The following is a 24,295-nucleotide window of genomic DNA, read 5'->3' on the forward strand; positions in this document are numbered from 1 at the left end:
GGCGGGGCCTCGCGCCCCGACGAGTGGCCGGAAAGCCATCATGCGCAATAATCGGGCCATGACGCCTCGCCCGCACCGGATCGCCGTCCTCGCCCTCGACCAGGTGGTCGGCCTGGACCTCGGCACCCCGTCGCAGGTCTTCAGCACCGCCCGGGCCGCCGACGACACACACTTCTACGACGTCCGGGTGTGCACTCCGGGCGGGCGGCCGGTCCGCAGCACGGGCGGCTTCCAGGTGCTGCCCGACCACGGTCTGGAGTTGCTCGACACCGCCGACACGGTGATCGTCCCCGGCATCCACGCCGGCAGCGCGTTGACCTCGGGCATCGTCGAGCCGGAGGTGGCCGAGGCGCTACGGGCGGCGTACGAGCGGGGGGCCCGGATCATGTCGATCTGCACCGGGGCGTTCGTGTTGGCCGCCGCCGGCCTGCTCGACGGGCGTCGGGCGACCACCCACTGGGCGTTCACGGAGCAGTTCCGTCGCCTGCACGGCGGGGTGGACCTCGACCCGGGCGTGCTCTTCATCGTCGACGACCGGGTGCTCACCTCGGCCGGAGTCGCCGCCGGCATCGACCTCTGCCTGCACGTCATCCGCCTCGACCACGGCAGCGAGGTGGCCAACCGGGCGGCCCGCCGCTGTGTGATGCCGCCGTGGCGCGACGGCGGCCAGGCGCAGTACATCGAACGGCCGGTGCCGAAGGTCACCGAGTCCAGCACCGCGGGAGCGCGGGAGTGGGCACGGCAGCGGCTGCACGAGCCGATCGCCCTGCGGGACCTGGCCGAGCAGGCGCGGATGAGCGTACGCACCTTCACCCGACGCTTCCGGTCGGAGACCGGCCTGAGCCCGGCGCAGTGGCTGCTGCAACAGCGCACCGATCACGCGCGACTGCTGCTGGAGACGACCGACCTCACCGTCGACCAGATCGCGCACCGCGCGGGTTTCGGCACCACCGCCGCCCTGCGCCAGCAACTCCACCAACGCATCGGTGTGGCGCCCTCCGCCTACCGCCGCACCTTCCACCCCCGCCCAGCCCTGGCCAAGACCTGACCCCCGCCCCCACCCCGCGATCTTGCACTTACTGTCGTTGACTTGACCCGTTATGCAACTTTCGTCGGGACAGAAAGTGCAAGATCGGCGGAGAGGTTGGGGTGGGCGGCGTCGCTCAGGCGCGGAGGACGTGCAGTTGGGCCTGGTGCTTGGGCAGGTGGACCCTCGTGTGCAGGTCGAGCGTGCGGGACCAGGGCAGCGGCTCGTCCACGACGAGGTCGAAGCCCTCCCGCAGGTGGGTCTCGACCGGGGTCTCCGCCGCCAGGCCGAGCTGGTCGACAAGCCCGCACAACCGGTCGCTGGTGCCGTGCAGCAGGGCGGTCAGCCCCCGCAGACCGCCCTGCTCGGCGACCAACGCGTCGAGCTGTGGCCGGTGGATGTCCTCTTCCAGCTCGTAGTAGGCGAACGGCGACCCGGCCAGCAGCGCCTCGGTGGCCTGGATCATCAACTCGTCGTTGGCGACCAGGTGCGCGACGATCTGCTCGGCGCTGAGCTGCCCCTCCGGGGCCGCCCCGAACTCCCCCGCGTCAAGCTCGACGAACACCCCGTCGTAGGCCTGGCGCAGCCCTCCACTCTCCATGCCCCCAGTCAACCTGCCCGGCGGGACGTTAGCGGCGGGATTGGCGGGAGCGGAGGTAGTCGCTGACCACGTACTCGCCGAGGTCGTCGGTGTCGGGCGTGAACATGCGGCCACGGCTGCGGCGGGCCACCGCGTCGACGAAGCGCCGCAGGCCCGGGTCGTCGCCGAGCATGAACAGGTTGAGCGTGGCGCCGTAACGGCTCAGCCGGTCCACCTCACGGACCGTCGCCTCGATCGTCTCCGGCAGCGGCGGCCAGTGGAACAGCGCCTCCCCGTCGTCCGGATCCAGGTGGGCGGTCGGCTCGCCGTCGGTGACCACCAGGACCACCGGCTCGGCGTCCGGATGCCGGCGCAGGTGTCGACCGGCCAACCGCAGCGCGTGCTGGAGGTTCGTGCCCTGCTCCCCGTCCGGCTCGACGGCGGCCAACTGCTGCTGGGTCAGCGTCATCGCCTCCCGGCCGAAGCCCACGATCTGCAGGGCGTCCTGCGGGAAACGCGTCTCCATCAGGTGCGCCAGCGCCAGCGCCGTCTGCTTCATCGGCCCCCAACGACCCTGCGAGATCATCGAGTACGACAGGTCGACGCAGAGCACCACCGCCGCCGAGGCCCGCCTCTCGGTCTCCACCACCTCGAAGTCGTCCACCGCGAGCTGCACCGGAACCGTCGGCCCGGCCCGGCGGACCGCCCGGGTCAGCGTCCGGACCACGTCCAACGGCTGCTCGTCGCCGTACTCCCAGGGTCTGGACCCACCGCTGACCTCGCCGGCCGCCCCCGCCGAACGCAGGTCGTGCTGCCCGCGCGGCCCGGCGGTCAGGTCGGCGAAGACCCGTCGCAGCGCGGTCCCGCCCAGCCGGCGCAGCGCCTTCGGGCTCAGCGTGAGCCCCTCCGCGTCCCGGCTCACCCAGCCCTGCCGGCGTAGCTCCCGTTCCAGGTCCCGCAGCCGGCGCACCTCGTCGGCCGCCTCCCGGCCCAGCGTGCGGGCGACCGCGTCGACGTCCACGTCGTCGAGCGTGGCCCCGGGGTGTTCCTGGTCGAGTTGGTCCAGCAGGTCGTCCAGCTCACCGATCTCACCCAGCGCGCCCGCCGCGTCGGCGTAGCCCAGCGGCTGGTCGCCCCGGACCCGCTCGCCGCGCCCCCAGCGCAGATCCGGGCGCAGCGCCCGCAGGTTGGCGTCGAGCGCCGACAACTCCCCCGCCAGGCGGTCGCCGAGCGACTGCTGCATCAGCCCGGCCAGCTCGGCGCGCTGCCGGTCGGAGAGCGAGTTCATCAGCCGCTCGCCGGCCGCCGAGCGGCGGGCCAACACGTCGATCAGCTCGTCGACGGTCTCCGGCTGCTCCGGGAAGAAGTCGCCGTGTCGGCGCATGAACTCGGCGAACGCGTCGGTGGTGTCCTCCGCGCGGCCGTGCCGGGCCAGCAGGTCGTTCAGGTCGCCCATCATCTCGGCCAGCCGCTGCTGGGCGGCCGGGTCGGCGGACGCCCGTACCGCGTCGCGCAGGCCGGCGAAGCGCTGACCGAGCACGTCGTCGCGGAGCTGGTCGAGGATCTGCTGGTACGACCGGCGGGCGTCCTCGCTGGCCCACTGGTAGCCGGACAGCTCCTCCACCGCCCGTGCCGTCGAGCGGGGCAGATTGTCGAGCACCGACTCGGCGAACCGCGCGCCGTCGTCGTCGCGGCCCCGCAACTCGTCCCGCTCGGCGGCGAGCGCCTGGTCGAGCAGGGCCCGTGCCCTGGTCACCGCGCCGTCCAGGTCGCCCCGGCGGAGCGCCTCCCGGCGGAGTCGCCGAGCGCGGGCGGCCAGGTCGTCCAGCCCGCCCCGCCCCTGCGGACCACGGCGCAGCAGATCCCGCAGCGCCTCCCGCAGGCTGCCGCCGGCCAGCACCTCGGCGCCGACCTCGTCGACAGCTTCGCGTACGTCGTACGGGGGTGCCAGCGGGTCGGGCCCGCCGGTCCACTGCCCGTACCGGAACCGATTGCCGGCCATGGTCAGCCCCGGCCGCCGTAGACGGTGCGCCCCGAGTCGGTGACGTCCTTGCCCAGCCGGCGGGTCAGGTGCAGCCCTTCGAGCACGAACTCGACGGCGGCGGCGGCCTCCTCCGGGGTGGGCGCGTCGCCCAGGCCGAGCCGGTCGAGGACCTTCGCCAGCCCGGGTACGGTGCCGACCTGGCGCAGCAGCTCCGTCGCGCTGACCAGCTCGCCGGTCTCGATCGCCGCGCCGTCCTCGACAAGCGCCGTGAACCCGGACAGGTCCAGCCCGGCCAGGTGCGCCCGGAACGTCTCGGCGGTCGCGGTCCGCAGCAGGTGGGCGAGGATCTCGATCTCCCGCCCCTCCTCGCCGGACTCGAACTCCACCTTGCCGCGCAACGTGCTGGTCACCGACACCGCGTCGCCGACCCGGGCCACCGCCGCCTCGGGGCGGCCCTCCGGGGTGCCGGCGCCGGCGAGCAGGCCGGCGCGACGCAGGGCGGCACCGGCGACCGTCTCGGCGGCGGCGATGGCGAACCGGGCGGAGACACCCGAGCGCGGGTCCACCGAAGGCGACTCCCGGACCGCGCGGGCGAAGCGGGCCAGCACCTCCAGGACGTGCTCCGGCACGGCGGCGACCAGGTCGGCCTCCTGCCGGATCAACGCCAGCTCCAACTCCAGGTCGACCGGGTAGTGGGTACGGATCTCCGCGCCGAACCGGTCCTTGAGCGGAGTGATGATCCGGCCCCGGTTGGTGTAGTCGTCCGGGTTGGCGCTGGCCACCAGGAGCAGGTCCAGCGGCAGCCGCAGTTGGTAGCCCCGGACCTGGATGTCGCGTTCCTCCAGGACGTTGAGCAGCGCCACCTGGATGCGTTCGGCCAGGTCGGGCAGCTCGTTGACGGCGAAGATGCCCCGGTTGGTGCGCGGCACCAGCCCGAAGTGGATGGTCTCCGGGTCGCCGAGGGTGCGGCCCTGGGCGATCCGGATCGGGTCGACGTCACCGATCAGGTCGCCGACGCTGGTGTCCGGGGTGGCGAGCTTCTCGCCGTAGCGCATCGAGCGGTGCAGCCAGCCGATCGGCAGGTCGTCGCCGGCCTCGGCGACCTGGGCGCGGGACGCGGGGGTGAGCGGGTGCAGGGGGTGCTCGTTGAGCACCGAGCCCACGATGACCGGGGTCCACTCGTCGAGCAGCGCGCCGAGCGAGCGGATCAGTCGGGTCTTGCCCTGGCCGCGCTCACCGAGCAGCACCATGTCGTGGCCGGCGAGCAGGGCCCGCTCGACCTCGGGCAGCACGCTGTCGTCGTAGCCGACGATGCCGGGAAAACGGGTCTCGCCGGAACGCATCCGGGCGAGGAGGTTGTCGCGGAGTTCCTGCTTGACGGTGCGGTATCGGTGACCGGCTGCCCGCAGCGCGCCGAGCGTGCCGGGCAGGTCGGCCGGTGGAACCGGGATTACCGGGTTAGGCGCAGTCACCCGACCCACGCTAGCTCACATTCGCAGGGGCGCCCCGGGCATCAGGGGGCACCCCCACTCCCACCCTCACTGCCGGCCGCAGCGCCGGCAGGCGCCGCGCCGGCGCAGGTGGTACGCGTAGGTGGCCGCGCCGAGTGCCACGCCCCACAGCGGCCAGAGCAGCATCGGCGCCCCGGTGAGGCTGAGCCCGCCGGTCAGCCGCCAGAACTCGGGATTGCTGAGCAGCCCCAGTGAAGCCGCGGTCACGGAGATGGCGACCAGGCTGGCCGGCACCACGGCCAGCTTCACCGGCACCCGGCGACCGGCGAGGCCGGCCATCCAGCGCGGGAACCGCTCGCCCCAGCGCTGCACCAGACCGAGGGTGAGGATCGCGCCGACGGTGGCGAAGGCGGCCAGCCCGAACCCGGCCCAGACCAGCCCGGTGTCCTGCATCTCGGTCAGGAACTCGCGGGAGATGCCGAGCGGGATGCCGGCCGCCCAGGCGAACCGGGTCAGCGCGTACGTCAACGGGATGGCCGCGGCGATGCCGGCGGCCCACCGGCCCCAACGGGTGGCGGCGGCCGGGGTGGTCCACCCTCGGTCGGTGTGGCCGCGGCCGCAGCCCACGCAGGCCGCGGCGGTACGGCGCTGCCAGGCGAGCACCGCCCCGACCAGCAGCAGCCCGCCGGCCAGCGCCGCGAACCGGCCGAACAGCGCCCAGTTGAAGACGTCGGAGTAGTCGATCGGCGGCCAGCCGAACGGCGCACCGACGATCAGGATCGGCAGGTAACCGAGGACGATCAGCACTCGGACGTCCGGCACGACCAGGACCAGCACGAACGCGACCGCCCAGCCGTAGCCGGCGAGCAGCGCCCGCAGCGGGCCGGACGGACGTGCCGCCGGGCGACTCATGGCCAGCGCGGCCACCGCGGCGGTGAGCAGCACGCCGGCGAAGAGCGGGGTGGCCACCTCCACCGGCACGAGGCGGAGCAGACTGACGTCGCCGCCCTGGGGGTCGTTCGGGCCGAAGGGGTAGCCGGTGCCGGTGAGCATGCTGAGCAGGGCGAGAACGCCCCAGAGGCCGAGCCAACCGGCGGCCAGTGGGGCGAGCCGGTCGGGCCAGCGGGAGTCGGTACGAGGCGGGGAGGCGGTGATCGTCGTCATGCTCTCAGCCTCGACCGATGTCCGATCGGTTCCCTCCCGGCCGGCGGTGAAGCCGCTCCCCCGGTAGAGGGAGCGATCAGCCGGACGGGGTGACGAAGCCGGACTCGTAGGCGGCGATGACCGCCTGGGTGCGGTCGCGGGCGCCCAGCTTGGCCAGCACGTTGCCGACGTGCGTCTTGACGGTCTCCACCCCGACCACCAGGTGGGCGGCGATCTCCGGGTTGGACCGGCCGGTGGTCATCAACCGCAGCACCTCGGCCTCCCGCTCGGTGAGTCGGGCGGCGCGCAGTTGGTCGCCGCCGGCCGGCCCGTACGCCCCGACGAGCTGACGGATCGCCGCCGGGAAGAGCAGCGACTCCCCCGCCGCGACCACCCGGACCGCCTCCACCACCTCGGCGGGCCGGGCCCGTTTGAGCAGGAAGCCGGACGCGCCCGCGCGCAGCGCCTCGTAGACGTACTCGTCGTTGGCGAACGTGGTGACCACCAGCACCCGGGGCGGGTCGGCGGAGGTGGCCAGCAGGTGCCGGGTGGCCTGGATGCCGTCGATGCTGGGCATCCGCACATCCATCAGCACCACGTCCGGCCGGTGCCGGGCGACCAGCGGCGGCACCTCGGCGCCGTCGGCGGCCTCGGCGAGCACCCGCAGGTCGGGTTGGGCGTCGATGATGGCGCGCAGCCCCACCCTGATCAACTCGTCGTCGTCGACGATCAGCACCCCGGTGGTCATGTCGCCTCCTCGTAGGGCAGACGGGCCCGGATCAGCCAGCGGTCGCCGTCGGGGCCCACGGTGATCCGGCCGCCGAGCAGCAGCACCCGCTCCCGCATCCCGTCCAGTCCTCGACCGCCGCGGCCCGGGTCGGCCCGTCCGGGACGGTCCACCGCGTTCACCAGTTCCAGTTCCAGTGCTCCCGCGTGCAGGTCCAGTCGCAGCGTCACCGGCCCCGCACCGTAGCGGGCGGCGTTGGTCAGGCCCTCCTGGACGATCCGGTAACCCTCCCGGGAGACCACCGCGGGCACCCGGGCCGGGTCGCCGACGCGGTGTGCGTGCACCGCCAACCCGGCCGCGCGGGCGTCGGTGACCAACCGGTCCAGGTCGGCGAGGGTACGCTGCGGCGCCACCACGGGCTGGGCGGTGCCGGCCTCCCGGAGCACCCCGAGCACATGGTCCAGCTCGTCCATCGCGGTCCGTCCGGTCTCCTCGATGGCGGTCAGCGCCCGACGGACGAACTCCCGGTCGGTGTCAAGGACTTCGCGGGCGGCACCGGCCTGGAGGGTGGCCACGGTCAGCGCGTGACCGATCGAGTCGTGCAGCTCCCGGGCCAGCCGGTTGCGTTCGGCGAGCCGGGTGGCCTGCGCCTCCAGGGCGGCGATCCGCTCCGCCTGCGCGGGGCCGAGCAGCACCGGCGCCATCGAACCGGCAAGCGCGCCGAGCCCCGCGACGGCGTAGCCGAGACCGACGAGCATCGCCACCCCGGTCACGGTCAGCCAGCCGCTGTCCCGCCCGTCCAACGGCCCGAACCGTTCCTGGCTTGTCAACTCGGTGTCGACGCCGAACTGTTGGGCGATGAAGGCCAGCGCCATCGGCAGGGCACTGAACAGCGCGATCATCACCACCGCGCCGACGATGAGGTGGGTGGCGATCCACAGTGCGCTGCGCAGTCGGGTCTCCCGGTCGCCGCGATGCCCCAGCGCGGGCTCGGGGAGGTCGACGCCGAGCAACCTCCGCACGGCGGCGATCTCCAGGGCCCGGCTGCCGTCCAGCAGCAGCGGCACCACGGCGATCAGCACCGCGACCACCAGCAGCGCGTAGGTCAGGGAGCGGGGGATCGCCGAGTCGCCGAGCAGTTCGACGAAGGTGACCACGAGCAGCCCGTACGGCAGCGCCAGCACGCCACCGAGCAGCAGGAACACGCCGCGTCGCCAGGTGGTGCCGGCGACCAGCGGGGCCAGCGCCGCGCGGAAGGTCATTCCGTCATTCTGCGGCCCGGATCGGTTGCGGCGACTCCCCCAAGCCGGGGAGATCTCAGCGGTGGTCGGCCACGTACTGCTGGGGGTCCTTGTCGCGGAACGGCAAATTGCGGCCGTTCTTGTGCTCGCCGTAGAAGGTGAGCCAACGTTGGCCCAGCTCGGCGCGGAGTTCGGTGCTGGCGTGCCGGCGGAAGTCGGGCAGTGCCTCGTCCTCCTCCTCGGCGAGGTGTTCGCTGTTCTCCCGGCGGGCCGTGCCGACCGCCGCCCACCACTGCTCCGAGCCGACCGGGTGCAGTTTCGCCTCGGCGACGGCGTCGCGGATCTTGTTGTGGTCGCCGATCGCGTCGGCGGTCTCGTCCTCGCCGTCGTCGCCGTGCTTGACCAGGTGCGGGTAGAGGATCGCCTCCTCCGCCTCGGCGTGGATGTCCAGGTGCAGGGCGAGGGCGTCCCAGATGGCGAGCATCTCCTGCTCGTCGCGGGCGTCGTCGAGGCGGGCGAAGCCGCGCCGGAAGGCGGCGTGGTCGTCCAGGATCAGAGCGGTGATGTCGTCCACTGTGCTCACTTTCCGGTGGTGTTGGCGAACCGGGCACGCAGCATCGCCGGCATCGCGGCGAGCCCGGTGACCGGTCGGAAGCGTTTGGCGGCCTCGGCCAGCGCCGCGTACTCGTCGTCGGCGAGGTCGAGGTCCGCGGCGGCGGCGTTGCGTTCCATCTGCTCCACCCCGGACGCTCCGGGGATGGCGAGCACGTTCGGGTGGTGCAGCAGGTAGGCGAGCGCGATCTGGCTGGGGGTGGCGTCGTGGGCGTCGGCCACCTGGCGCAGGGTGTCGATCAGGACCGCGCCGCGTTCCAGGTTCTCCGGCAGGAAGTACGGGTTGGCCCGCCGCACCGCGCCGCTCGGCGGGTTCTTCGCGTCGTAGCGGCCGGAGAGGAAGCCCTGCGCCAGCGGGCTGTACGCGATGACCACCCGCCCGGCCTGCCGCGCGTACGGCAGCAGGTCCTGCTCGGGCGCGCGGTCCAGCATGCTGTAGCGGACCTGGTTGCTGAGCACCCGCCGGCCGAGCGCCGCCTCGGCGACCTGCCAGCGGCGCAGCCCGTAGTTGCTCACCCCGACCTCGCCGATCAGCCCGACGTCCTGCAACACCCGCATGCCGCGCATGGTGGTGTGGTCGGCGACGAGCGGGTGGGGTTGGTGCACCTGGTAGAGGTCGATGCTCGTGACGCCGAGCCGGGCCGCCGAGGCGACCGCCCGCTGCTGCACCACAGCGGCCACCGGCAGCACGGGAAAGATCTTGCTGGCGACCACGACCTTCGGCCGGTCGTCGCCGAGCGCCGCGCCGAGGATCCGCTCGCTGCGCCCGAACCCGTAGACCTCGGCGGTGTCGAAGACCGTCACGCCCAGCTCGACGGCCCGCCGGACGATCTGCGCCGCCCGCCTGTCGAAGTCCGGGCCGTAGCCCCACTCCCGGGAGCCGAACTGCCAGGTGCCCAACCCGATCCTGGACAACGGTTTGGGAGTGTCGAGGCCGATGAACCGCATGGCGTCGAAACTACCCCGCTGTCCTGATTCGCACGCCTGATCCGGGGTACCACGGCCCGGAGTTAGGCTCATGATCGTGACCTACCTCGCCGCGGATGACCGCTACGACACCATGACCTACCGGCGCAGCGGACGCAGTGGCCTGCGACTGCCCGCCGTCTCCCTCGGGCTGTGGCACAACTTCGGCCCGGACCGCCCGTTCGACAGGCAGCGCGACATCGTCAGGCGGGCCTTCGACCTGGGGGTCACCCACTTCGACCTGGCCAACAACTACGGGCCGCCGCCCGGATCGGCGGAGGAGAACTTCGGTCGGCTGCTCGCCACCGACCTGCGGGCGTACCGCGACGAGTTGGTCATCTCCAGCAAGGCCGGCTACCTGATGTGGCCCGGCCCGTACGGCGAGTGGGGCTCGCGGAAGAACCTGATCTCGTCGCTGGACCAGTCGCTGGGCCGGATGGGGCTCGACTACGTCGACATCTTCTACTCGCACCGGTTCGACCCGGACACCCCGCTGGAGGAGACGATGGGCGCGCTGGATGCCGCCGTCCGCTCCGGCAAGGCGCTCTACGTGGGCATCTCGAACTACAACTCCGAGCAGACCGCACGGGCCGCCGCGATCCTGCGCGACCTGGGTACGCCGCTGCTGATCAACCAGCCGTCGTACTCGATGCTCAACCGCTGGACCGAGTCCGACGGCCTGCTCGACACGCTGGAGCAGGTCGGGGCGGGTTGCATCGCGTACAGCCCGCTGGCCCAGGGGCTGCTGACCGACCGTTACCTGGGCGGCATCCCGGCCGACTCGCGGGTGCGCACGAGTGTCTTCCTCAACGAGAGCGACCTCAGCGACGAGAAGATGGCCACCATCCGGGGGCTCGGGGCGATCGCCGAGCGGCGCGGCCAGTCCCTCGCCCAGCTCGCGCTCGCCTGGGCGCTGCGTGATCCCCGGATGACCAGCCTGATCATCGGGGCGAGCAGCGTCGGGCAGTTGGAGACGAACATCGCCGCGCTGGACAACCTCGACTTCACCGCCGAGGAGTTGGCCGAGATCGACGGTCTGCTGCGCTGACCCGCGCGGGCGGGCCGGGTCACCAGATCCGGCGCCGCCCGACGCGGTGGTTGCGTACCTCGCACTGACGGCCGACCGGGGCCGCGGGGGTGCGGCGTCGCCGCCCCGCGCCGACAAGCAGCACCAGGAGCAGCACGACGGCGGCGCCCGCCAGCACCGGCCAGCGCGCGCCGAGGTCGGTCACCGACGCCACCGGCACGCCCGGGTCGGCCGCCGCCGCCACCGCCGGGTCGGTGGCGGCCGGCCGGCTCGCGGCGGTACGCGGCGCGGCAGCGCCCGCCTTAGTCGCGGCCCTCGTCGGGGTGGCCTTGGCCCTGGCGTCGCGGAACACCACGTCCGAGCAGGAGTAGTAGGTGTCCGGGGTGGTCGAGTTCTGCCAGATCGTGTAGATCAGGTGTCGACCCGTACGGCCCGTCGGCAGTCGACCCGGCAACTGGTACGCCCCGGCCCGCACCCGCGGGTCGCTAAGCGTCAGAAACGGACGTGTTTCGAGGTCCGACCAGGTCAGCGGGGCTTTGGGGTCGTACCCGGGCCTGGTGACGTAGAGCCGGAAGGTGCCCCGGTGCTCGATCGTGGTCCGGTACCGGAAGGTGAACGTCGCGCCCGCCGTCAGGTCGGTGGCCGGCCAGTCGGTGCGGGGCAGGTCCAGCCCCCGGTACGCGGACAGCCCGCCGCTGCACAGCTCACCGTCCGGGATCCGTTCCCGGTCTCGCCCGTTGATCGCGGCGACCCGCACGTTGTCCCATTCCCGGACGGCCGCGCCCGCTTCGACGGCGGCCTGGCAGGCGGCGGTGGTCGCGTACCGGCCCTCGGGTCCGCAGGCCGCCGCCCGGCTGATCGGGTCGGTCGGGGCGCCGTGCGCGGCGGCGGGTGTGGCGGCCAGCGGCACGGTCGCGGCAGCGACGAGCACCGTGGCGAGGAGCCGGCGTACGGTCATGAGGTTGACCTCCCGCCCACTGATACGGCCGGCGGGCGGCAAAGGTTCGACGTCGGCACCTGGTCACCGTTTCCGGTCGAGGGCGGGTCGCGCCGCGTTCGGCGAGATGGCCCAGGTGGGGGCACCACGGCGGCGGGAATCTCCGGGCTGGGTGCGGCGTTTCGATACTCGGAACCGCTGGAACCGAGGAGGCAGACATGAAGGTACGTAGCTCGTTGCGTGCGCTGAAGCAGAAGCCGGGTTCGGTGGTGGTCCGCCGTCGTGGCCGGGTGGTCGTGGTGAACCGCGCCAACCCGCAGTGGAAGAGCCGCCAGGGCTGACCCCGCCCTTAACGGACATACAGTCGACAAGCGCCCTGACCGGTCACACCGGTCAGGGCGTTTGGTCTGTGCCCCCACGGAGAAGCTGACTCTTGTCCGGTTTGCCGCTGGGCGCGAGCGGGACTCGGTCGATGACCGTGACGGTGCGCGGCACCGCGAGATCGTTCACCTGCACGGCCACGAGTGCGCGCAGCACGTCTGGGTCGGGCGTTCTCCCGGCCCTCGGCACCACGAAGGCGTGCACGGCCTCGCCGGTCGTCTCGTCCGGCCCCCCGACCACGTACGCCTCGGCGACCGTCGTGTCGGCGGCCAGCGCCCGTTCCACCGGCCCGGCGTGGATCACCTGCGCGTTCACGATGATCACGTCCCGCGCCCGCCCGAGCAGCCGCAGGTATCCGTCGGCGTCGAGCTTTCCCAGGTCACGCGTACGCACCCAGCCGTCCACGAACACCTCGGCCGACTCGCCCGGGTCCTGCCAGTACGAGGAGGCCTGCGCGGGGGTGCGGACGAAGATCTCCCCGTCGCGGACGCGGACGTCCACGGCCGGACGACCGACGGTGGCGAGCGTGGCCGCGTCGGCAAGCATCTCGGCCGGGGTCACCATCGCGATCATCGACGTCTCGGTCTGCCCGTACCCGTGGAAGAGCACCGGACCCAGCACGTCGAGCGCCTCCGCCAGCCGGCCCGGCGCGAGTGGCGACCCGGAGACCATCAGCGCCCGCAGGTGACGCAGGTCCACCGGGTTGGCGCGCTGGTCCCGGACCAGCTGGTGCAGCTTGCCGACGGTGATCACGCTCGCCGTGGCCCGGTGCGCGACAAGGGCGGCCGGGAAGACCGGCCGGGGCGCCACGACGAGGGTGCCGCCCGCGACGAGGGCGAGGACGCCGTACTCCAGCATCACCTGACTGGCCAGCGAGCCGAAGACCAGGTAACGCCGCAACCGGGTGGCCAGGTCGGCGATGGCCGGGGGCCAGCGGTCCGGGTACGCCACCCAGGCCGCCGACATGGCCGCGTAGGTCTGCACCACGCCCTTCGGTGTCCCCGTGCTCCCACTTGTCCAGATGATCCGCGCGGGATCCGCGGCCCGTCCCGCCGCGACGAGCGGCAGCCCGTCGTCGGGATGCTCGGCGAGCGCGGCCAGCGCGGCCGAGTCGACCACGAGGGAGCCGGACAGCTGTGCCGGGCTCAGGTCGGCACGCCACCCGGACACCCGCGCCCCGACGGCGAAGGCGGCCATCGTGGCGGCGAAGGCGGCGGCGGTGACCGGCAGGTCGAGCGTGACACCCACTCCGGGCCCCGCGCCGCGGGAGCGCAGCCCGGCCGCGACGCGCCGGACCAGACCCGCCATCGCCGAGGCGGTCGTGACTGTCGACGCGTCCTCGAAGACCGGCCGGTCCCCGCCGGACTCCAGGAGGTCGAGGACGGGCTGCGGCCAGACGTCAGCGGGCATCGGCGAGGACGCCCTTGACGAAGACCTCCAGGGGCTGCCGATGCACGGTCGGTAGGTCCCACTGGTTTTCCAGGTTCTCCGCCAGGTGGTGCTCGGCGACTGTCTGCCCGTCGCGCAGCACCCGGACGACGGGGTGCAGATAGCTGGCGTCGTGCGCGGCGCTCGCGTCGTTCTCGGCCGGGCGCGGCACGGTGATGTCGAACGGGTCGACCTGGTCGTGGTCGGGGCCGTACTCCAGGGTGACCAGCAACGCGAACACGTCCGGCTCCGTGTCGCGCAGGTAGGCGACCGGCACCTCCTCGCGGTAGCGGGCGGCCTCGCCCTCCACCGTGATGACGTCGCCGAGCACCGCGAACTGCTGCCACAGCGCCGAGGTCACGTTGATCCGGGCGATTATCGAATCGGCGATCGCCTCCGGTGTCGAGGCGATCCGCCGGGACGGCCAGGGCTGCCCGTGGTGCCGCTCGCGGAGGATGTGGTGCAGTGCGCGGGTGGCATAGCGGAAGCCGTGGATGAAGCCGTTCGTGGACTTCTTGAAGTCACGCTGCTGGCTGAGGGTGCCGGCGAAGTAGAGGCCTGGGACGTTCACCGACTCGAAGGCCGGCGTCTGCGCCGGGAACCGATCGTCGATGACCAGCTCCGGCCGGGCGGACTCGGCGAAGATGGACGCGTCGAAGCGGAATCCGGTGCAGAGGATGACCCTGTCGTACTCGAGTTCGCGCAGATTCTCGACCGTCCGGGCGTACCGGAACAGCACCCGGAACCCACCGTCCTCCCGCTTGCTGATCTGTTCCACGGTGCCGTCCAGGACGGCGTTCTGCGACTTCAACTGATAGGTGTCCAGGAAGTTGTTGTTCACCGCCCGCAGATGCCCGACGTAATGGGACTGCCAGGCCAGTTTGATGGAGTGCGGCCCGGCGACGTGAATCGTGGCGGCGGTCTCGACGAGCGCGTCCGCGGTCTCGAAGGCCGAATTGCCCTTACCGATGATCAAGACGCGCTGATTGACGAAGTCGGTGGGTTCGACGCTTACGGTGTCGTAGCGCTCGGCCAGGTCCGCACCCTCGATCGGCGGCACGTGGAGCGCGGGGACGCCGGTGGCGACGACGACTCTGCGGGCCGTCCACGTGTGGTCGCCGGCCTGCACGGTGAACACGTCGCCGGTCTTCGACACCGAGGTCACCCGGGTGTCGTAAACGATGTTCAGGCCCCGCGCGACGTCGGCGAGATAACGCACGAGATCGTCGGCGGCCGGAAAGTAGCTCGTGCTGTAGTTCTTGAAGAGCAGCCCCGGATCGTCGGTCAGCAACGAGTTCCAGTCCGACCGCAGATTGAACTCCGGGTTCGTCGACCCGGTCCACACCTTGTTGATCGAGATTAGCTGACGGTGCCGGGGATAGGTCTCGAAGAATGTGCCAGCCCGGGGGCCGCCCTCCAGCACCACGTAGTCGTGACCGTCGCGTTCGAGCAGGGCCGCGAGCTGCAGGCCGGCCGGCCCGGCTCCAATGATCAGGCAATCGTGCGTCATGCGCCGCAATTTACTGAGGCGATTTCAGAACGCTCTGAGAAAGGGCCTCTAGCATCCGCTTCCATGACGATTGAGGTGGATTTGGCAGCGCCCCTGCGCCTTGCCGACCTGCGCGTCGCGGCAGGCCCGGTCACTGTCGTGATCGGCGACGAGGTGCGAAACCGCGTGGCGACCGGGCGCGCGTTCCTCGGCAAGGCGCTCGGCGACGACCGGGCGATCTACGGCGCCACCACCGGCTTCGGGGCGCTTGTCGGCTACGCGGGCCGGGCCGACCAGCGCGACCAGGCCGACAACACTCTCGCCCACCTCGGGGCGGGCCAGGGCACGGACCTGGCCCCGGACGTCGTACGCGCGACGCTGCTGGTCCGCGCCTGGTCCCTGGCCCGGGGCGCGTCGGGGGTCTCGCCGCACGTGATCGACGCGCTCGCGGCCATGCTCGGCACGACGTTCACACCGGCGATGCCCCGGCTCGGCTCGGTGGGAGCCAGCGGTGACCTGATCCCGCTCGGAGCCGCCGCCCAGGCGCTGCGCGGTCGCGGGCACGCCTACCTGGACGGCGTCCGGATGCCGGCCGGGGATGCCCTGGCCAAGGCCGGCCTGGAGCCGCTGCCGCTCGACGGCCGGGACGCCCTCGCGCTTGTGAACGGCACGTCGCTCACCACCGCGGCGCTGGCCCTCGCCCTGGGCCGGGTCCGCACCTCGCACCGCGTGGTGCAGACGCTCACCTGTCTGCTCGCCGACCTGCTCGGCTGCGATCCGCAGTTCCTCGATCCCGCCCTCCTCGCCGCGTACGCGCACCCGGGCGCCATCGAGGTCGGGGCGTCGATGCGGGCGACCTCCGCCGGCCTGCGCGGGTCCGGTACGAGACCGCTGCAGGAGCCGTACAGCATCCGCTGCGCGCCCCAGTTGCTCGGGGCGGCCGAGGACGCCCTGCGCTACGTCGACGGCGTCGTGGCGGCGGACCTCGACGGGGTCAGCGACAACCCGTTGTTCTTCCCGGCCGATGACAGGGTCGTGCACGGCGGCAACTTCTTCGGCCAACCCGCCGCGTTCGCCGCCGACGTCCTGACCATGGTGATCGCCCAGGTCGGCAACCTCGCCGAGCGCCAACTCGACCTGCTCGTGGATCCCGGGCGCAACGGCGGACTGCCGCCGATGCTCGCGGCGGGGCCGGGCCAGCAGCACGGGCTGCAGGGTGTCCAGCTCGCGTCGACCGCCCTCATCGCCGAGATCAGGCGCGACTGCGTGCCCGCAAGCATGCAGAGCCTCCCCACCAACCTGCACAACCAGGACGTGATCCCGCTCGGCACGCAAGCCGCTCTCCGCGCCCTGGACCAGGCGGAGCTGCTGCGCCTGATCACCGGCTCGCTCGGGCTCGGGCTGCGCCAGGCAGTGTACGTGGGGGCGCGCCGACCCACGGCGACGGGCTGTGACCGCACCCTCCGGGCCCTGGAGGAGATCACCCCGATCGATCCGGACCGGCCGCTCGACTCCGACGTACGAAGGGCAGCCGCAATTCTGGAAGAGCTTGAAATCTCTCTGATTTCCACCTCGTACGGTGAGCGCCGTGACGCTTGATTACCTAATCATCGGGGCCGGTCCGGCCGGTCTTCAACTCGCCGCCCTGCTCGAGGCCGAGGGTAAGCGTGACTATCTGGTGTTGGAGGGCGCCGACGGGCCGGGGGCGTTCTTCGCCACCTATCCGCGGCACCGCCAACTCATCTCGATCAACAAACCGCGCACGGGCACCGACGACCCCGAGCTGAATCTGCGGCTCGACTGGAATTCGTTGCTCACCGACGACCCGGCACTGCTGTTCACGCAGTACACCGAGCGGTACTTCCCGGACGCCGACGTGATGGTGCGATACCTCGCGGATTTCGCGGCGAAGACCGGCGTCAAGGTCAGGTACGGCACCCGGGTGACACGTGTCGCCAAGCACGACGGCGTGTTCACCGTCGAGGCCGGCGACCGGCGCTGGGAGGCCCGCGCGGTGATCGTCGCCACCGGCGTCTCGAAGACGTACCGGCCGGACATCGCCGGATTCGACCTGGCCGAGGGGTACGACGTGATGAGTGTCGAGCCACGTGACTATCTCGACCAGAAGGTGCTGATCATCGGCAAGGGCAACTCCGCCTTCGAGACCGCCGAGAACCTCATGGAGACCACCACGCTGATCCACCTCGCGGGGCCCAGCTCGGTCCGGATGGCGTGGCGCACCCACTACGTCGGGCACCTGCGCGCGGTGAACAACAACTTCCTCGACACGTATCAGCTCAAGTCGGCGAACGCGATCCTCGACGGCAGCATCAAGAGCATCGAGCGCGACGGCACGGGCTACAAGGTCCGGTTCAGCTTCTCCCGGGCGAACGAGGTCGTGAAGGAACTGCACTACGACCGGGTGTTGGCGTGCACGGGATTCCGTTTCGACGACTCGATCTTCGACCCTTCGGCCCGGCCACAGCTCGCGATCAGAGACCGGTTCCCGGCCCAGACCGAAGCGTGGGAGTCGGTGAACGTCCCGGGGCTGTTCTTCGCCGGGACCATCTCGCAGGAACGCGACTTCAAGAAGTCCACGAGCGGTTTCGTGCACGGTTTCCGCTACGCCGTACGCGCGTTGCACCGGATTCTCTCCCGCCGCTACGACGCCACGGAATGGCCGTCCGACACGCTCGCCGTCGAGCCGGCGGCCCTGACCGCGGCCGTCATCGCGCGGGTCAACCGCACCTCGGCCCTGTGGCAGCAGTTCGGGTTCCTCGCCGACGTGCTCACCGTCGCCGGATCCGAGGCCCGCTACCACGAGGAGGTGCCGGTGGACTACTTCGTGTCGACCGGCCTGCGCACCGCCGAGCACGACTACGACCAGGCATTCGTGATCACCCTCGAGTACGGGCCCGACCACGACCAGGTCGACCCGTTCGACATCACCGTGACCCGAGTGGCCCAGGACGTCGTGGGGCAGGCGCACGACGCGGCGTACCTGCACCCGGTCGTCCGTTACCACCGGCAAGGCCACCTGGTCAGCACGCACCACCTCGCCGAGAACCTGGAGAACCAGTGGGACCGGCCGGAGGTCCACGTGCGGCCGTTGCAGGAGTTTCTCGGTCGCTGCCTCGCCGGCGTCGAGGGCTGACATGGACCCGGTTCACCAGGACTTCTTCGAGGGCGGGGCCGGGCGGGAGCGCACCCTGGCCGCCAACGAGCGGGCCTTCGAGCGACGGTGGATCGTGCCACGGGTGCTGCGGGCGACGGGCGAGCGGGACCTGCGGGCCACCGTGGCCGGCACGTCGCTCGCCGCGCCGATCCTGGTCGCTCCGACGGCCTTCCACCGGCTCGCGCACCCCCACGGCGAGGCGGCTACCGCGCGGGGGGCCGCGGCGGCCGGCACGGCGATGGTGGTCAGCATGGCCGCCACCCAACCGGTCGAGGAGATCGCGGCGGCGGGCGGGACGCTGTGGTTCCAGCTGTACCCGCAACCCGACCTCGACTTCACCGAGTACGTGGTCAAGCGCGCCGAGTCGGCGGGCTGCCGCGCGCTCGTGGTGACAGTGGACTCCCCGGTGTTCGGGAGGCGCGAGCGTGACAGGCGCAACGGCTTCACGGACCTGCCGCCCGGCTACGCCTGCGAGAACATGCGCGACGCGACGGGCCGGGTGCGCCCGATCGCGATGGACGCGACGGCGGGCTGGGACCGGATCGCGTGGCTGCGCGGCGTCACGGGACTGCCGATCCTGCTCAAGGGCATCCTGCATCCCGCGGATGCCCGCCTCGCCGTCGAGCACGGCGCCGCCGGTGTGGTCGTGTCCAACCACGGTGGACGACAGCTCGACGGGACGATTCCCACGCTCGACGCGCTGCCCGCGGTCGTGGCGGCAGTGGACGGACAGATCCCGGTGCTGCTCGACGGGGGTGTGCGTTGCGGCGCAGACGTGCTGATCGCGCTGGCGCTCGGGGCGGGGGCGGTGCTGGTGGGACGTCCGGTGGTCCGGGCGCTCGCGGCGGGCGGGGCGGTGGGCGTACGGGAGGCTCTCGAACGACTCACCACCGAGCTGGATCAGGCCCTCGCCCTGGCCGGAGCGCGGCGACCGGCCGATCTGACGCCCGACCAGGTGGCGACCCGGTGAAGGCAGTCGTCGACCTCCGGGAGTGGATCTTCGAGCGGGTCAACGGGACCGAGGGCATTCCCGTCCCCGGGCCGCTTGTCGGGCCGGAGGACTTCGAGCGGGTCTACAGCGATCCGGCCGCCGACGGGCGCAGCCGCGGGGCCGGCCTGTCGGACCTCTTCTGGTACTGGCTCGCGCCCGGTCCGCAGATGCACCAGGAGCACCTCGAGCCCGGTGAGCGGTACCGGACCGTCGCGCGGACGACCCGGCGGGTGCTGGCCGTCCCGCACGCCCGCTCCGACGAGCTGGCGACGGCCGCGACCCGGCGGATCCTCGACGCGCTCCCGGCCGGCCGGATCAGCCACGTGCGGCTCCGCGACCTGATGATGCCGATCTGGGCCGAGGTCTCGTACGAGCTGGTGTTCGGCGCACCCTGCCCGCGCGACGTCCGCGATCTCGTCGTGGCGAACGCGGACGACGTGGTGACCGCCCTCAAGGGGATGGGTCTGCGGCACCTGTCCCGGCGGCTTCGCCTGACCCGCTACCTGCTGGACCGGATCGAGGCGGGGACGTGCCCGGTCGTGCTGCCGCCGCCCTTCACCGCCCTGGAGACCGCCTGGTACCTCCAGGGCGCGTTCTTCAACACGGCCGTGGTGCAGATGTCCGAGGCCATGGCGCACATCCTGCTGTGCTGCGGGTCGGTCACGGACACGTCGGACGGGTCGCTCGACCGGATCATCGACGAGACGCTCCGGGTCTACCCGCTCTTCGGCATCGCGCACCGGATCACCTCCGGCCCCATCACGGTGGGCGATCACGTCCTCCCCACCGGAAGCGTGCTCCTGTTCAACTACCGGGCCTATCAGCGCACCGGTCCCGCCGCCGACGACGAGTTCGACCCGGACCGCTGGCTGTCGGTGCGCCGGCAGGACGCCCACTTCATCCCGTACGGCGTCACCGCCAACCGGGCCTGTCCGGCGCGCGGCTCGGCCCCCGTCCAACTGCGCGCGGCGACCCGGGAGGTGCTGCGGCGCTTCGCGGTCAGCTCGTCGGCGGCGCACACCCGCTCGCTGCCGAGTCGCGGTCCCGCGTACCTGACGCCCCGGGGTCTTCCCGGTCCCGGCCGCCACCGGCTCACCCTCATGCGCCAACGAGACCGGGTCTTCGACGTGGGGCGCTCGGTCACGCAACTGGTCTGCGGCACCTGGATGGTCGTCGACGCCCGACGGCAGAAGTTGTGCACCACTTTCTTCGAGGAGGCCAGCGCGTGACCCCCAGCGAACTCGCCCCGCGGTTCTTCATCGCGGTCGCGGTCATTCTGCTCTTCTGCAAGCTGGTCTCCTGGCTGCTCGGCAAGGTGGGCCAGCCTCCCGTCGTGAGCGAGATGCTCGCCGGGGTGCTGCTCGGCCCGTCGCTGCTCGGCCTGCTCTGGCCGGGCGCGCAGGCCGCGCTCTTCCCCACGCCGCTGCTGCCGATCCTGTACGTGGTGGGCCAGGTGGGCCTGGTGCTGTTCATGTTCCAGGCCGGGTACGCCTTCACCTCGCACCGGGTGACCCGGCTCGCGGGCACGGCGGGAGCGGTGTCGCTCGCGGGTGTCGGCGCCCCGCTGGTGCTGGGGATCCTGCTGGTCCTGGGCATGGCGGGCTTCGTCCCGATCCGCACGGACGGCGTCTCGCTCGGGGTGTCCGCGGCGTTCGTCGGCGTGGCGCTGGCGATCACTGCCTTCCCGATGCTCGCCCGGATCATCACCGAGCGCGGCCTGACCGGCACCCGCCACGGGTCGCTCGCCCTGGCCAGCGGCGCGATCGACGACATGGTCGCGTGGATCATGCTGGCCGGGGTGCTGGCGGTCTCCTCGGGCTCCGTCGGCCCGATCCTGGTCTGCGCGGGTGGCGCGCTGCTGTTCGGGGTGGCGCTGTGGCTGGGTGGGCGGCGGGTGACCGGCTTCGTCATGGCGCTTCCGGGCGACCGCGCGCGGCTGCTCGGCACCGTGGCGCTGCTCTTCCTCGTCGCCTGGTACACCGACGAGATCGGGCTCTACGCGGTCTTCGGCGCCTTCGCGGTCGGCGTGGTGATGCCGCATTCCCCGCAGACCGACAAGGTGGTCGACACGCTGACGCCGATCGCCGCGACGGTGTTCCTGCCGCTGTTCTTCACCTTCTCCGGGCTGCGCACCGAGTTCGCACTGCTGGGCAACCCGGCCGTCCTCGGCTTCGCCGCCGCGTGCGTGGCCGTGGCGATCGTCGGCAAGTTCGGCGCCTGCTGGGCCGCGGCCCGGATGCGCGGTGAGCCGAACAGGGTCGCGCTGCGCGTCGGCGCCCTCATGAACGCCCGGGGCCTGATGCAGTTGATCGCCCTGAACGTGGGACTGGAGGCGGGCATCGTGAACCCGTCGCTCTTCACCGTGCTGGTGGTGGTCGCGCTCGTCACGACACTCATGACGACGCCGCTGCTCACCTGGATCGAGCGACGCGAGGCACGCGTCCCCGCCCCCACACCGTCACTCGTGCCCGCCGGAACCCCGTAGAATGTTTGTTTGAGGAGACAAATTCTACAGACAACGATCCTCATCTATGTCACGATCACCGTATGACCCGACTCCTGCTCGTGGAGGACGACTCGGAGCTACGCGGCATGGTGGCCGAGACACTCACCGGCGAGGGATACGTCGTCGACCAGGCCCCCGACGGCCAGCGCGGCCTGCACCTCGGGCTCACCAGGCCGTACGACGTCATGGTGATCGACCGACTCCTGCCCGCCCTCGACGGACTGGACCTGGTCGTCCGGCTGCGCTCCCGCGCGGTGGTCGCCCGGGCGCTGCTGCTGACCGCGCTCGGCACCGTCGAGGACCGGATCGCCGGCCTCGACGCGGGCGCCGACGACTACCTGACGAAGCCCTTCGACCTGGACGAGTTGAGCGCCCGCATCCGAGCCCTCTGCCGCCGGACCAGCGAATCCACCGAGGTGCTGCGGCTCGGGTCGGGCCAGCTCGACCTCTCCGTCCGTGACGCCGTCCTCCCCGACGGCACCCGAGTCGCCCTGTCCGCGCGCGAGTTCGAGCTGCTGCGGGTCCTCGCGGCCCGACCGCACACCGTCCACTCCCGATCCGAGCTGCGCAGCCGGGTCTTCGACGAGGCGGCCGCGGCGTCGCTCGTCGACACGTACGTCTACTACCTGCGCCGCAAGCTCGGCCGCGCGGTGATCCGGACCGTGCACGGCCTGGGCTACCGACTGGGCACCCTGTGAGCTTCGAGGACACCATGCTGCGCCGGGCCAGGGCCCGGGTCAGTCTGCTGGTCGGCCTCGCCATGACGGCGCTGCTCGCCCTGGGCGCCGCCATCTCCTACGCCGCGCTGCTGCGCAACCAACACGAGCAGATCGAACGAGAGCTCGACTACGGCGCGGTCCACGGCACCATCGCCGGGCCGCCGGGCTGCAGCTGGATCATCCTGTACGACGGCGGCCGTACCGACTCGGGCCGGAACCCGCCTCCAGCCGGCTTCCCGCTGCGGTCCGCCATCGACGCGGTGGCCCTCGACCACCAGGTCCGCAGCGACAAGGTCGAGCGCAACGGCACCACCTACTACGTCCGCACCCAGCCCCGCGGCACGGGCGTCGTGCAAGCGGTGTTCGACGCCCGTTTCCAGCTCTCCGACCGGCGTCACCTGCTCGCCGCCTTCCTCCTCGCCGCGATCGTCGGTCTCGCCGCGGCAGTGCTCACGGGCATCACCGTGGGCCGGCGAGCCGTGGCGCCGCTCGCCGAGGCGCTCGGCCGGCAACGCCGGTTCGTCGCCGACGCCAGCCACGAGTTGCGCACCCCCATCGCCCAGGTCCACACCCGCGCCCAGATCCTGGCCCGCCGCGCCGGCGCCGACCACGCCGACTACGACCGCCTGATCGAGACCACCCGCCGCCTCGGCGAGATCGTCGACGAGCTCCTGCTCTCCGCCCGTCTCGCCGCCACACCGGCTGACCGGCAGCCCTCCGAGCCCGTCAACCTGGCCCTGCTCGCCGCGCAGGCCGTCGACTGCGAGGCGGACCGCGCCGCGGAGCAGGGCGTCCAGCTACACCTGACCGTCCCGGACGCTCCGGTCCTCGTCCCCGGCATCGCCTCGGCCCTGCGCCGCATGGTCGGCGAGTTGCTCGCCAACGCCCTCACCCACACCCCGACCGGCGGCCGCATCGACGTGGCCCTGCGTACGTCCCGTCGCGGCGCGGACCTGGTGGTCACGGACAGCGGCGCCGGCTTCGACCCCGCCGACGCGGCACGCCTCTTCGACCGCTTCCACCGCGGCGCCGGAGCCAAGGACCGGCGCTTCGGTCTGGGCCTGGCTCTCCTGCGCGAGGTGGTGACCAGCCACGGCGGCACGATCTCCACCGACAGCCGGCCCGGCGCCGGGGCGACCTTCACGGTCCGCCTACCGACGATTCCACCACGGGCCGCCGCGGGCTGATTCCGCGGATGGCCAGCGCCCGCACACCGGCCGGGTCGCACGATCACTCAACGCCCATCGTCCACCGCGACCGCGGCGCGGTTGCCCACGTAGCCCAGGTAGAGCAGGTAGGGCACGACCAGCACGGCGAGCACCAGTACCGCCGCGATCACCGGCGGGTCACCGAAGGCCGCACCGAGGAGGACCGGCAGCGGGGACAGGACGGCCAACAGGATCCCGGTCCGGTAGAGCGGACGTTCGACCCGACGGTGTGCCGCGTACCAGTGCTCGGTCGACTTCATGGTCGCGGCGGTCCGTACCCCGGGGCTGCGGTACATGTTCACCGACGGCCGCAGGGAAGCCCTGGCGCTGAAGGCGACGAGCCACCCGAGGAATGCGTAAACCACAGAAATGAATGCTCCGGCCAACAACGCCCACCTCCTGATGCATCAGTGGACGTCATTGTACGATCTTTCCCAAATGGGTGGTATTCGCGCCGCCGGGCGGGCCGGTCCGACCAGGGCACCCAAAAAAACAGGGTCCACCGACTTCTGTCGGTGGACCCTTCGCGCTGACCTGCCAAACAAGGGTGGAGCCGAGGGGACTCGAACCCCTGACCCCCACACTGCCAGTGTGGTGCGCTACCAGCTGCGCCACGGCCCCTTGCTGTTGTCCCGGTCGCCCGGGCACTGGGAAACTATACACAGACGGGCCCACATGGTCATCTCGCGGGGGTCCCCCGTCC

General features: G+C 72.0%; 22 protein-coding genes and 1 tRNA gene. 10 read left to right on the forward strand and 13 right to left on the reverse strand.

What is annotated here, in order from left to right; genetic code table 11:
- Window positions 1-40: 40 nt before the first annotated feature.
- Window positions 41-1,048 (forward strand): GlxA family transcriptional regulator, encoded by a 1,008-nt coding sequence (locus ACPXBU_RS12095; protein ID WP_425758108.1) that lies wholly within the window; start codon window positions 41-43, stop codon window positions 1,046-1,048.
- A gap of 115 nt (window positions 1,049-1,163) precedes the next feature.
- On the opposite strand, the gene ACPXBU_RS12100 is transcribed toward ACPXBU_RS12095, so the two are convergent.
- The 8 genes from ACPXBU_RS12100 to ACPXBU_RS12135 form a co-directional block, all read right to left on the reverse strand.
- On the reverse strand, window positions 1,164-1,628 hold the full coding sequence (locus tag ACPXBU_RS12100) for a hypothetical protein (protein ID WP_425758109.1): 465 nt from the start codon (window positions 1,626-1,628) through the stop codon (window positions 1,164-1,166).
- 28 nt (window positions 1,629-1,656) lie between these two features.
- The gene (locus tag ACPXBU_RS12105) at window positions 1,657-3,609 is read right to left on the reverse strand and encodes a VWA domain-containing protein (RefSeq protein ID WP_425758110.1); all 1,953 of its coding nucleotides are present in this window, start codon (window positions 3,607-3,609) and stop codon (window positions 1,657-1,659) included.
- Between the two features lie 2 nt (window positions 3,610-3,611).
- Window positions 3,612-5,072 carry a sigma 54-interacting transcriptional regulator gene (locus ACPXBU_RS12110; protein ID WP_425758111.1) on the reverse strand — a complete coding sequence of 487 codons (1,461 nt, stop codon included), beginning with the start codon at window positions 5,070-5,072 and terminating at the stop codon, window positions 3,612-3,614.
- A 57-nt stretch (window positions 5,073-5,129) separates the two neighbouring features.
- Entirely contained in the window at window positions 5,130-6,206 is a 1,077-nt protein-coding gene (locus ACPXBU_RS12115; RefSeq protein WP_425758112.1) for a hypothetical protein, read from the reverse strand.
- A 76-nt stretch (window positions 6,207-6,282) separates the two neighbouring features.
- Window positions 6,283-6,933 carry a response regulator transcription factor gene (locus tag ACPXBU_RS12120; RefSeq protein ID WP_357376412.1) on the reverse strand — a complete coding sequence of 217 codons (651 nt, stop codon included), beginning with the start codon at window positions 6,931-6,933 and terminating at the stop codon, window positions 6,283-6,285.
- Window positions 6,930-8,174 (reverse strand): sensor histidine kinase, encoded by a 1,245-nt coding sequence (locus tag ACPXBU_RS12125; RefSeq protein ID WP_425758113.1) that lies wholly within the window; start codon window positions 8,172-8,174, stop codon window positions 6,930-6,932. The genes ACPXBU_RS12120 and ACPXBU_RS12125 overlap by 4 nt, the downstream gene beginning before the upstream one ends.
- Window positions 8,175-8,229: 55 nt before the next feature.
- Window positions 8,230-8,736 (reverse strand): hemerythrin domain-containing protein, encoded by a 507-nt coding sequence (locus ACPXBU_RS12130; protein ID WP_393366756.1) that lies wholly within the window; start codon window positions 8,734-8,736, stop codon window positions 8,230-8,232.
- A complete protein-coding gene (locus ACPXBU_RS12135) occupies window positions 8,733-9,713 on the reverse strand; it encodes an aldo/keto reductase (protein ID WP_425758114.1) in 981 nt (326 codons plus the stop codon). The genes ACPXBU_RS12130 and ACPXBU_RS12135 overlap by 4 nt, the downstream gene beginning before the upstream one ends.
- Window positions 9,714-9,783: 70 nt before the next feature.
- Here ACPXBU_RS12135 and mgrA point away from each other — a divergent pair, with 70 nt between their 5' ends.
- On the forward strand, window positions 9,784-10,779 hold the full coding sequence (mgrA, locus tag ACPXBU_RS12140; protein ID WP_425758115.1) for an L-glyceraldehyde 3-phosphate reductase: 996 nt from the start codon (window positions 9,784-9,786) through the stop codon (window positions 10,777-10,779).
- Between the two features lie 19 nt (window positions 10,780-10,798).
- Here mgrA and ACPXBU_RS12145 read toward each other — a convergent pair whose 3' ends face one another.
- A complete protein-coding gene (locus ACPXBU_RS12145; RefSeq protein ID WP_425758116.1) occupies window positions 10,799-11,716 on the reverse strand; it encodes a lytic polysaccharide monooxygenase auxiliary activity family 9 protein in 918 nt (305 codons plus the stop codon).
- Between the two features lie 197 nt (window positions 11,717-11,913).
- Between ACPXBU_RS12145 and ACPXBU_RS12150 the strand changes: the two genes are divergently transcribed.
- Window positions 11,914-12,036 carry a 50S ribosomal protein L36 gene (locus ACPXBU_RS12150; protein WP_030490864.1) on the forward strand — a complete coding sequence of 41 codons (123 nt, stop codon included), beginning with the start codon at window positions 11,914-11,916 and terminating at the stop codon, window positions 12,034-12,036.
- A 52-nt stretch (window positions 12,037-12,088) separates the two neighbouring features.
- Here the strand turns inward: ACPXBU_RS12150 and ACPXBU_RS12155 are convergent, their stop codons facing one another.
- Window positions 12,089-13,486 carry a class I adenylate-forming enzyme family protein gene (locus ACPXBU_RS12155; RefSeq protein ID WP_425758117.1) on the reverse strand — a complete coding sequence of 466 codons (1,398 nt, stop codon included), beginning with the start codon at window positions 13,484-13,486 and terminating at the stop codon, window positions 12,089-12,091.
- Window positions 13,476-15,014, reverse strand: coding sequence for an NAD(P)-binding domain-containing protein (locus ACPXBU_RS12160; protein WP_425758118.1), 1,539 nt, complete (start codon window positions 15,012-15,014; stop codon window positions 13,476-13,478). The genes ACPXBU_RS12155 and ACPXBU_RS12160 overlap by 11 nt, the downstream gene beginning before the upstream one ends.
- Before the next feature lie 63 nt (window positions 15,015-15,077).
- Here ACPXBU_RS12160 and ACPXBU_RS12165 point away from each other — a divergent pair, with 63 nt between their 5' ends.
- From ACPXBU_RS12165 to ACPXBU_RS12195, 7 genes are all read left to right on the forward strand, one after another.
- On the forward strand, window positions 15,078-16,592 hold the full coding sequence (locus tag ACPXBU_RS12165; RefSeq protein ID WP_425758119.1) for an aromatic amino acid ammonia-lyase: 1,515 nt from the start codon (window positions 15,078-15,080) through the stop codon (window positions 16,590-16,592).
- Window positions 16,582-18,147, forward strand: coding sequence for an FAD-dependent oxidoreductase (locus ACPXBU_RS12170; protein WP_425758120.1), 1,566 nt, complete (start codon window positions 16,582-16,584; stop codon window positions 18,145-18,147). The genes ACPXBU_RS12165 and ACPXBU_RS12170 overlap by 11 nt, the downstream gene beginning before the upstream one ends.
- Window position 18,148: 1 nt before the next feature.
- Window positions 18,149-19,138: an alpha-hydroxy acid oxidase gene (locus ACPXBU_RS12175; protein ID WP_425758121.1), complete on the forward strand. Its 990-nt coding sequence runs from the start codon at window positions 18,149-18,151 to the stop codon at window positions 19,136-19,138.
- On the forward strand, window positions 19,135-20,388 hold the full coding sequence (locus ACPXBU_RS12180) for a cytochrome P450 (RefSeq protein WP_425758122.1): 1,254 nt from the start codon (window positions 19,135-19,137) through the stop codon (window positions 20,386-20,388). Before ACPXBU_RS12175 ends, ACPXBU_RS12180 begins: the two co-directional genes overlap by 4 nt.
- A complete protein-coding gene (locus tag ACPXBU_RS12185; protein WP_393366739.1) occupies window positions 20,385-21,644 on the forward strand; it encodes a cation:proton antiporter in 1,260 nt (419 codons plus the stop codon). Before ACPXBU_RS12180 ends, ACPXBU_RS12185 begins: the two co-directional genes overlap by 4 nt.
- Before the next feature lie 62 nt (window positions 21,645-21,706).
- The gene (locus tag ACPXBU_RS12190) at window positions 21,707-22,363 is read left to right on the forward strand and encodes a response regulator transcription factor (protein ID WP_393366737.1); all 657 of its coding nucleotides are present in this window, start codon (window positions 21,707-21,709) and stop codon (window positions 22,361-22,363) included.
- Window positions 22,360-23,571 carry a sensor histidine kinase gene (locus ACPXBU_RS12195; RefSeq protein WP_425758123.1) on the forward strand — a complete coding sequence of 404 codons (1,212 nt, stop codon included), beginning with the start codon at window positions 22,360-22,362 and terminating at the stop codon, window positions 23,569-23,571. Before ACPXBU_RS12190 ends, ACPXBU_RS12195 begins: the two co-directional genes overlap by 4 nt.
- A gap of 47 nt (window positions 23,572-23,618) precedes the next feature.
- On the opposite strand, the gene ACPXBU_RS12200 is transcribed toward ACPXBU_RS12195, so the two are convergent.
- Both ACPXBU_RS12200 and ACPXBU_RS12205 read right to left on the reverse strand, forming a co-directional pair.
- Complete coding sequence (locus ACPXBU_RS12200; protein WP_393366731.1) at window positions 23,619-23,957, reverse strand: SdpI family protein; 339 nt, start codon at window positions 23,955-23,957, stop codon at window positions 23,619-23,621.
- Between the two features lie 183 nt (window positions 23,958-24,140).
- Window positions 24,141-24,213, reverse strand: a tRNA-Ala gene (locus tag ACPXBU_RS12205).
- Between the last annotated feature and the right edge of the window lie 82 nt (window positions 24,214-24,295).

This window comes from Micromonospora sp. DT231, from assembly GCF_049847025.1.
Classification (GTDB): domain Bacteria; phylum Actinomycetota; class Actinomycetes; order Mycobacteriales; family Micromonosporaceae; genus Micromonospora.

Bases quoted from the DNA above. Each gene is read 5' to 3' on its own strand.
- ACPXBU_RS12095 (WP_425758108.1), top strand. From the start codon at position 41: ATGCGCAATAATCGGGCCATGACGCCTCGCCCGCACCGGATCGCCGTC.
- ACPXBU_RS12100 (WP_425758109.1), bottom strand. From the start codon at position 1,628: ATGGAGAGTGGAGGGCTGCGCCAGGCCTACGACGGGGTGTTCGTCGAG.
- ACPXBU_RS12105 (WP_425758110.1), bottom strand. From the start codon at position 3,609: ATGGCCGGCAATCGGTTCCGGTACGGGCAGTGGACCGGCGGGCCCGAC.
- ACPXBU_RS12115 (WP_425758112.1), bottom strand. From the start codon at position 6,206: ATGACGACGATCACCGCCTCCCCGCCTCGTACCGACTCCCGCTGGCCC.
- ACPXBU_RS12120 (WP_357376412.1), bottom strand. From the start codon at position 6,933: ATGACCACCGGGGTGCTGATCGTCGACGACGACGAGTTGATCAGGGTG.
- ACPXBU_RS12125 (WP_425758113.1), bottom strand. From the start codon at position 8,174: ATGACCTTCCGCGCGGCGCTGGCCCCGCTGGTCGCCGGCACCACCTGG.
- ACPXBU_RS12135 (WP_425758114.1), bottom strand. From the start codon at position 9,713: ATGCGGTTCATCGGCCTCGACACTCCCAAACCGTTGTCCAGGATCGGG.
- mgrA (WP_425758115.1), top strand. From the start codon at position 9,784: ATGATCGTGACCTACCTCGCCGCGGATGACCGCTACGACACCATGACC.
- ACPXBU_RS12145 (WP_425758116.1), bottom strand. From the start codon at position 11,716: ATGACCGTACGCCGGCTCCTCGCCACGGTGCTCGTCGCTGCCGCGACC.
- ACPXBU_RS12150 (WP_030490864.1), top strand. From the start codon at position 11,914: ATGAAGGTACGTAGCTCGTTGCGTGCGCTGAAGCAGAAGCCGGGTTCG.
- ACPXBU_RS12155 (WP_425758117.1), bottom strand. From the start codon at position 13,486: ATGCCCGCTGACGTCTGGCCGCAGCCCGTCCTCGACCTCCTGGAGTCC.
- ACPXBU_RS12160 (WP_425758118.1), bottom strand. From the start codon at position 15,014: ATGACGCACGATTGCCTGATCATTGGAGCCGGGCCGGCCGGCCTGCAG.
- ACPXBU_RS12165 (WP_425758119.1), top strand. From the start codon at position 15,078: ATGACGATTGAGGTGGATTTGGCAGCGCCCCTGCGCCTTGCCGACCTG.
- ACPXBU_RS12175 (WP_425758121.1), top strand. From the start codon at position 18,149: ATGGACCCGGTTCACCAGGACTTCTTCGAGGGCGGGGCCGGGCGGGAG.
- ACPXBU_RS12190 (WP_393366737.1), top strand. From the start codon at position 21,707: ATGACCCGACTCCTGCTCGTGGAGGACGACTCGGAGCTACGCGGCATG.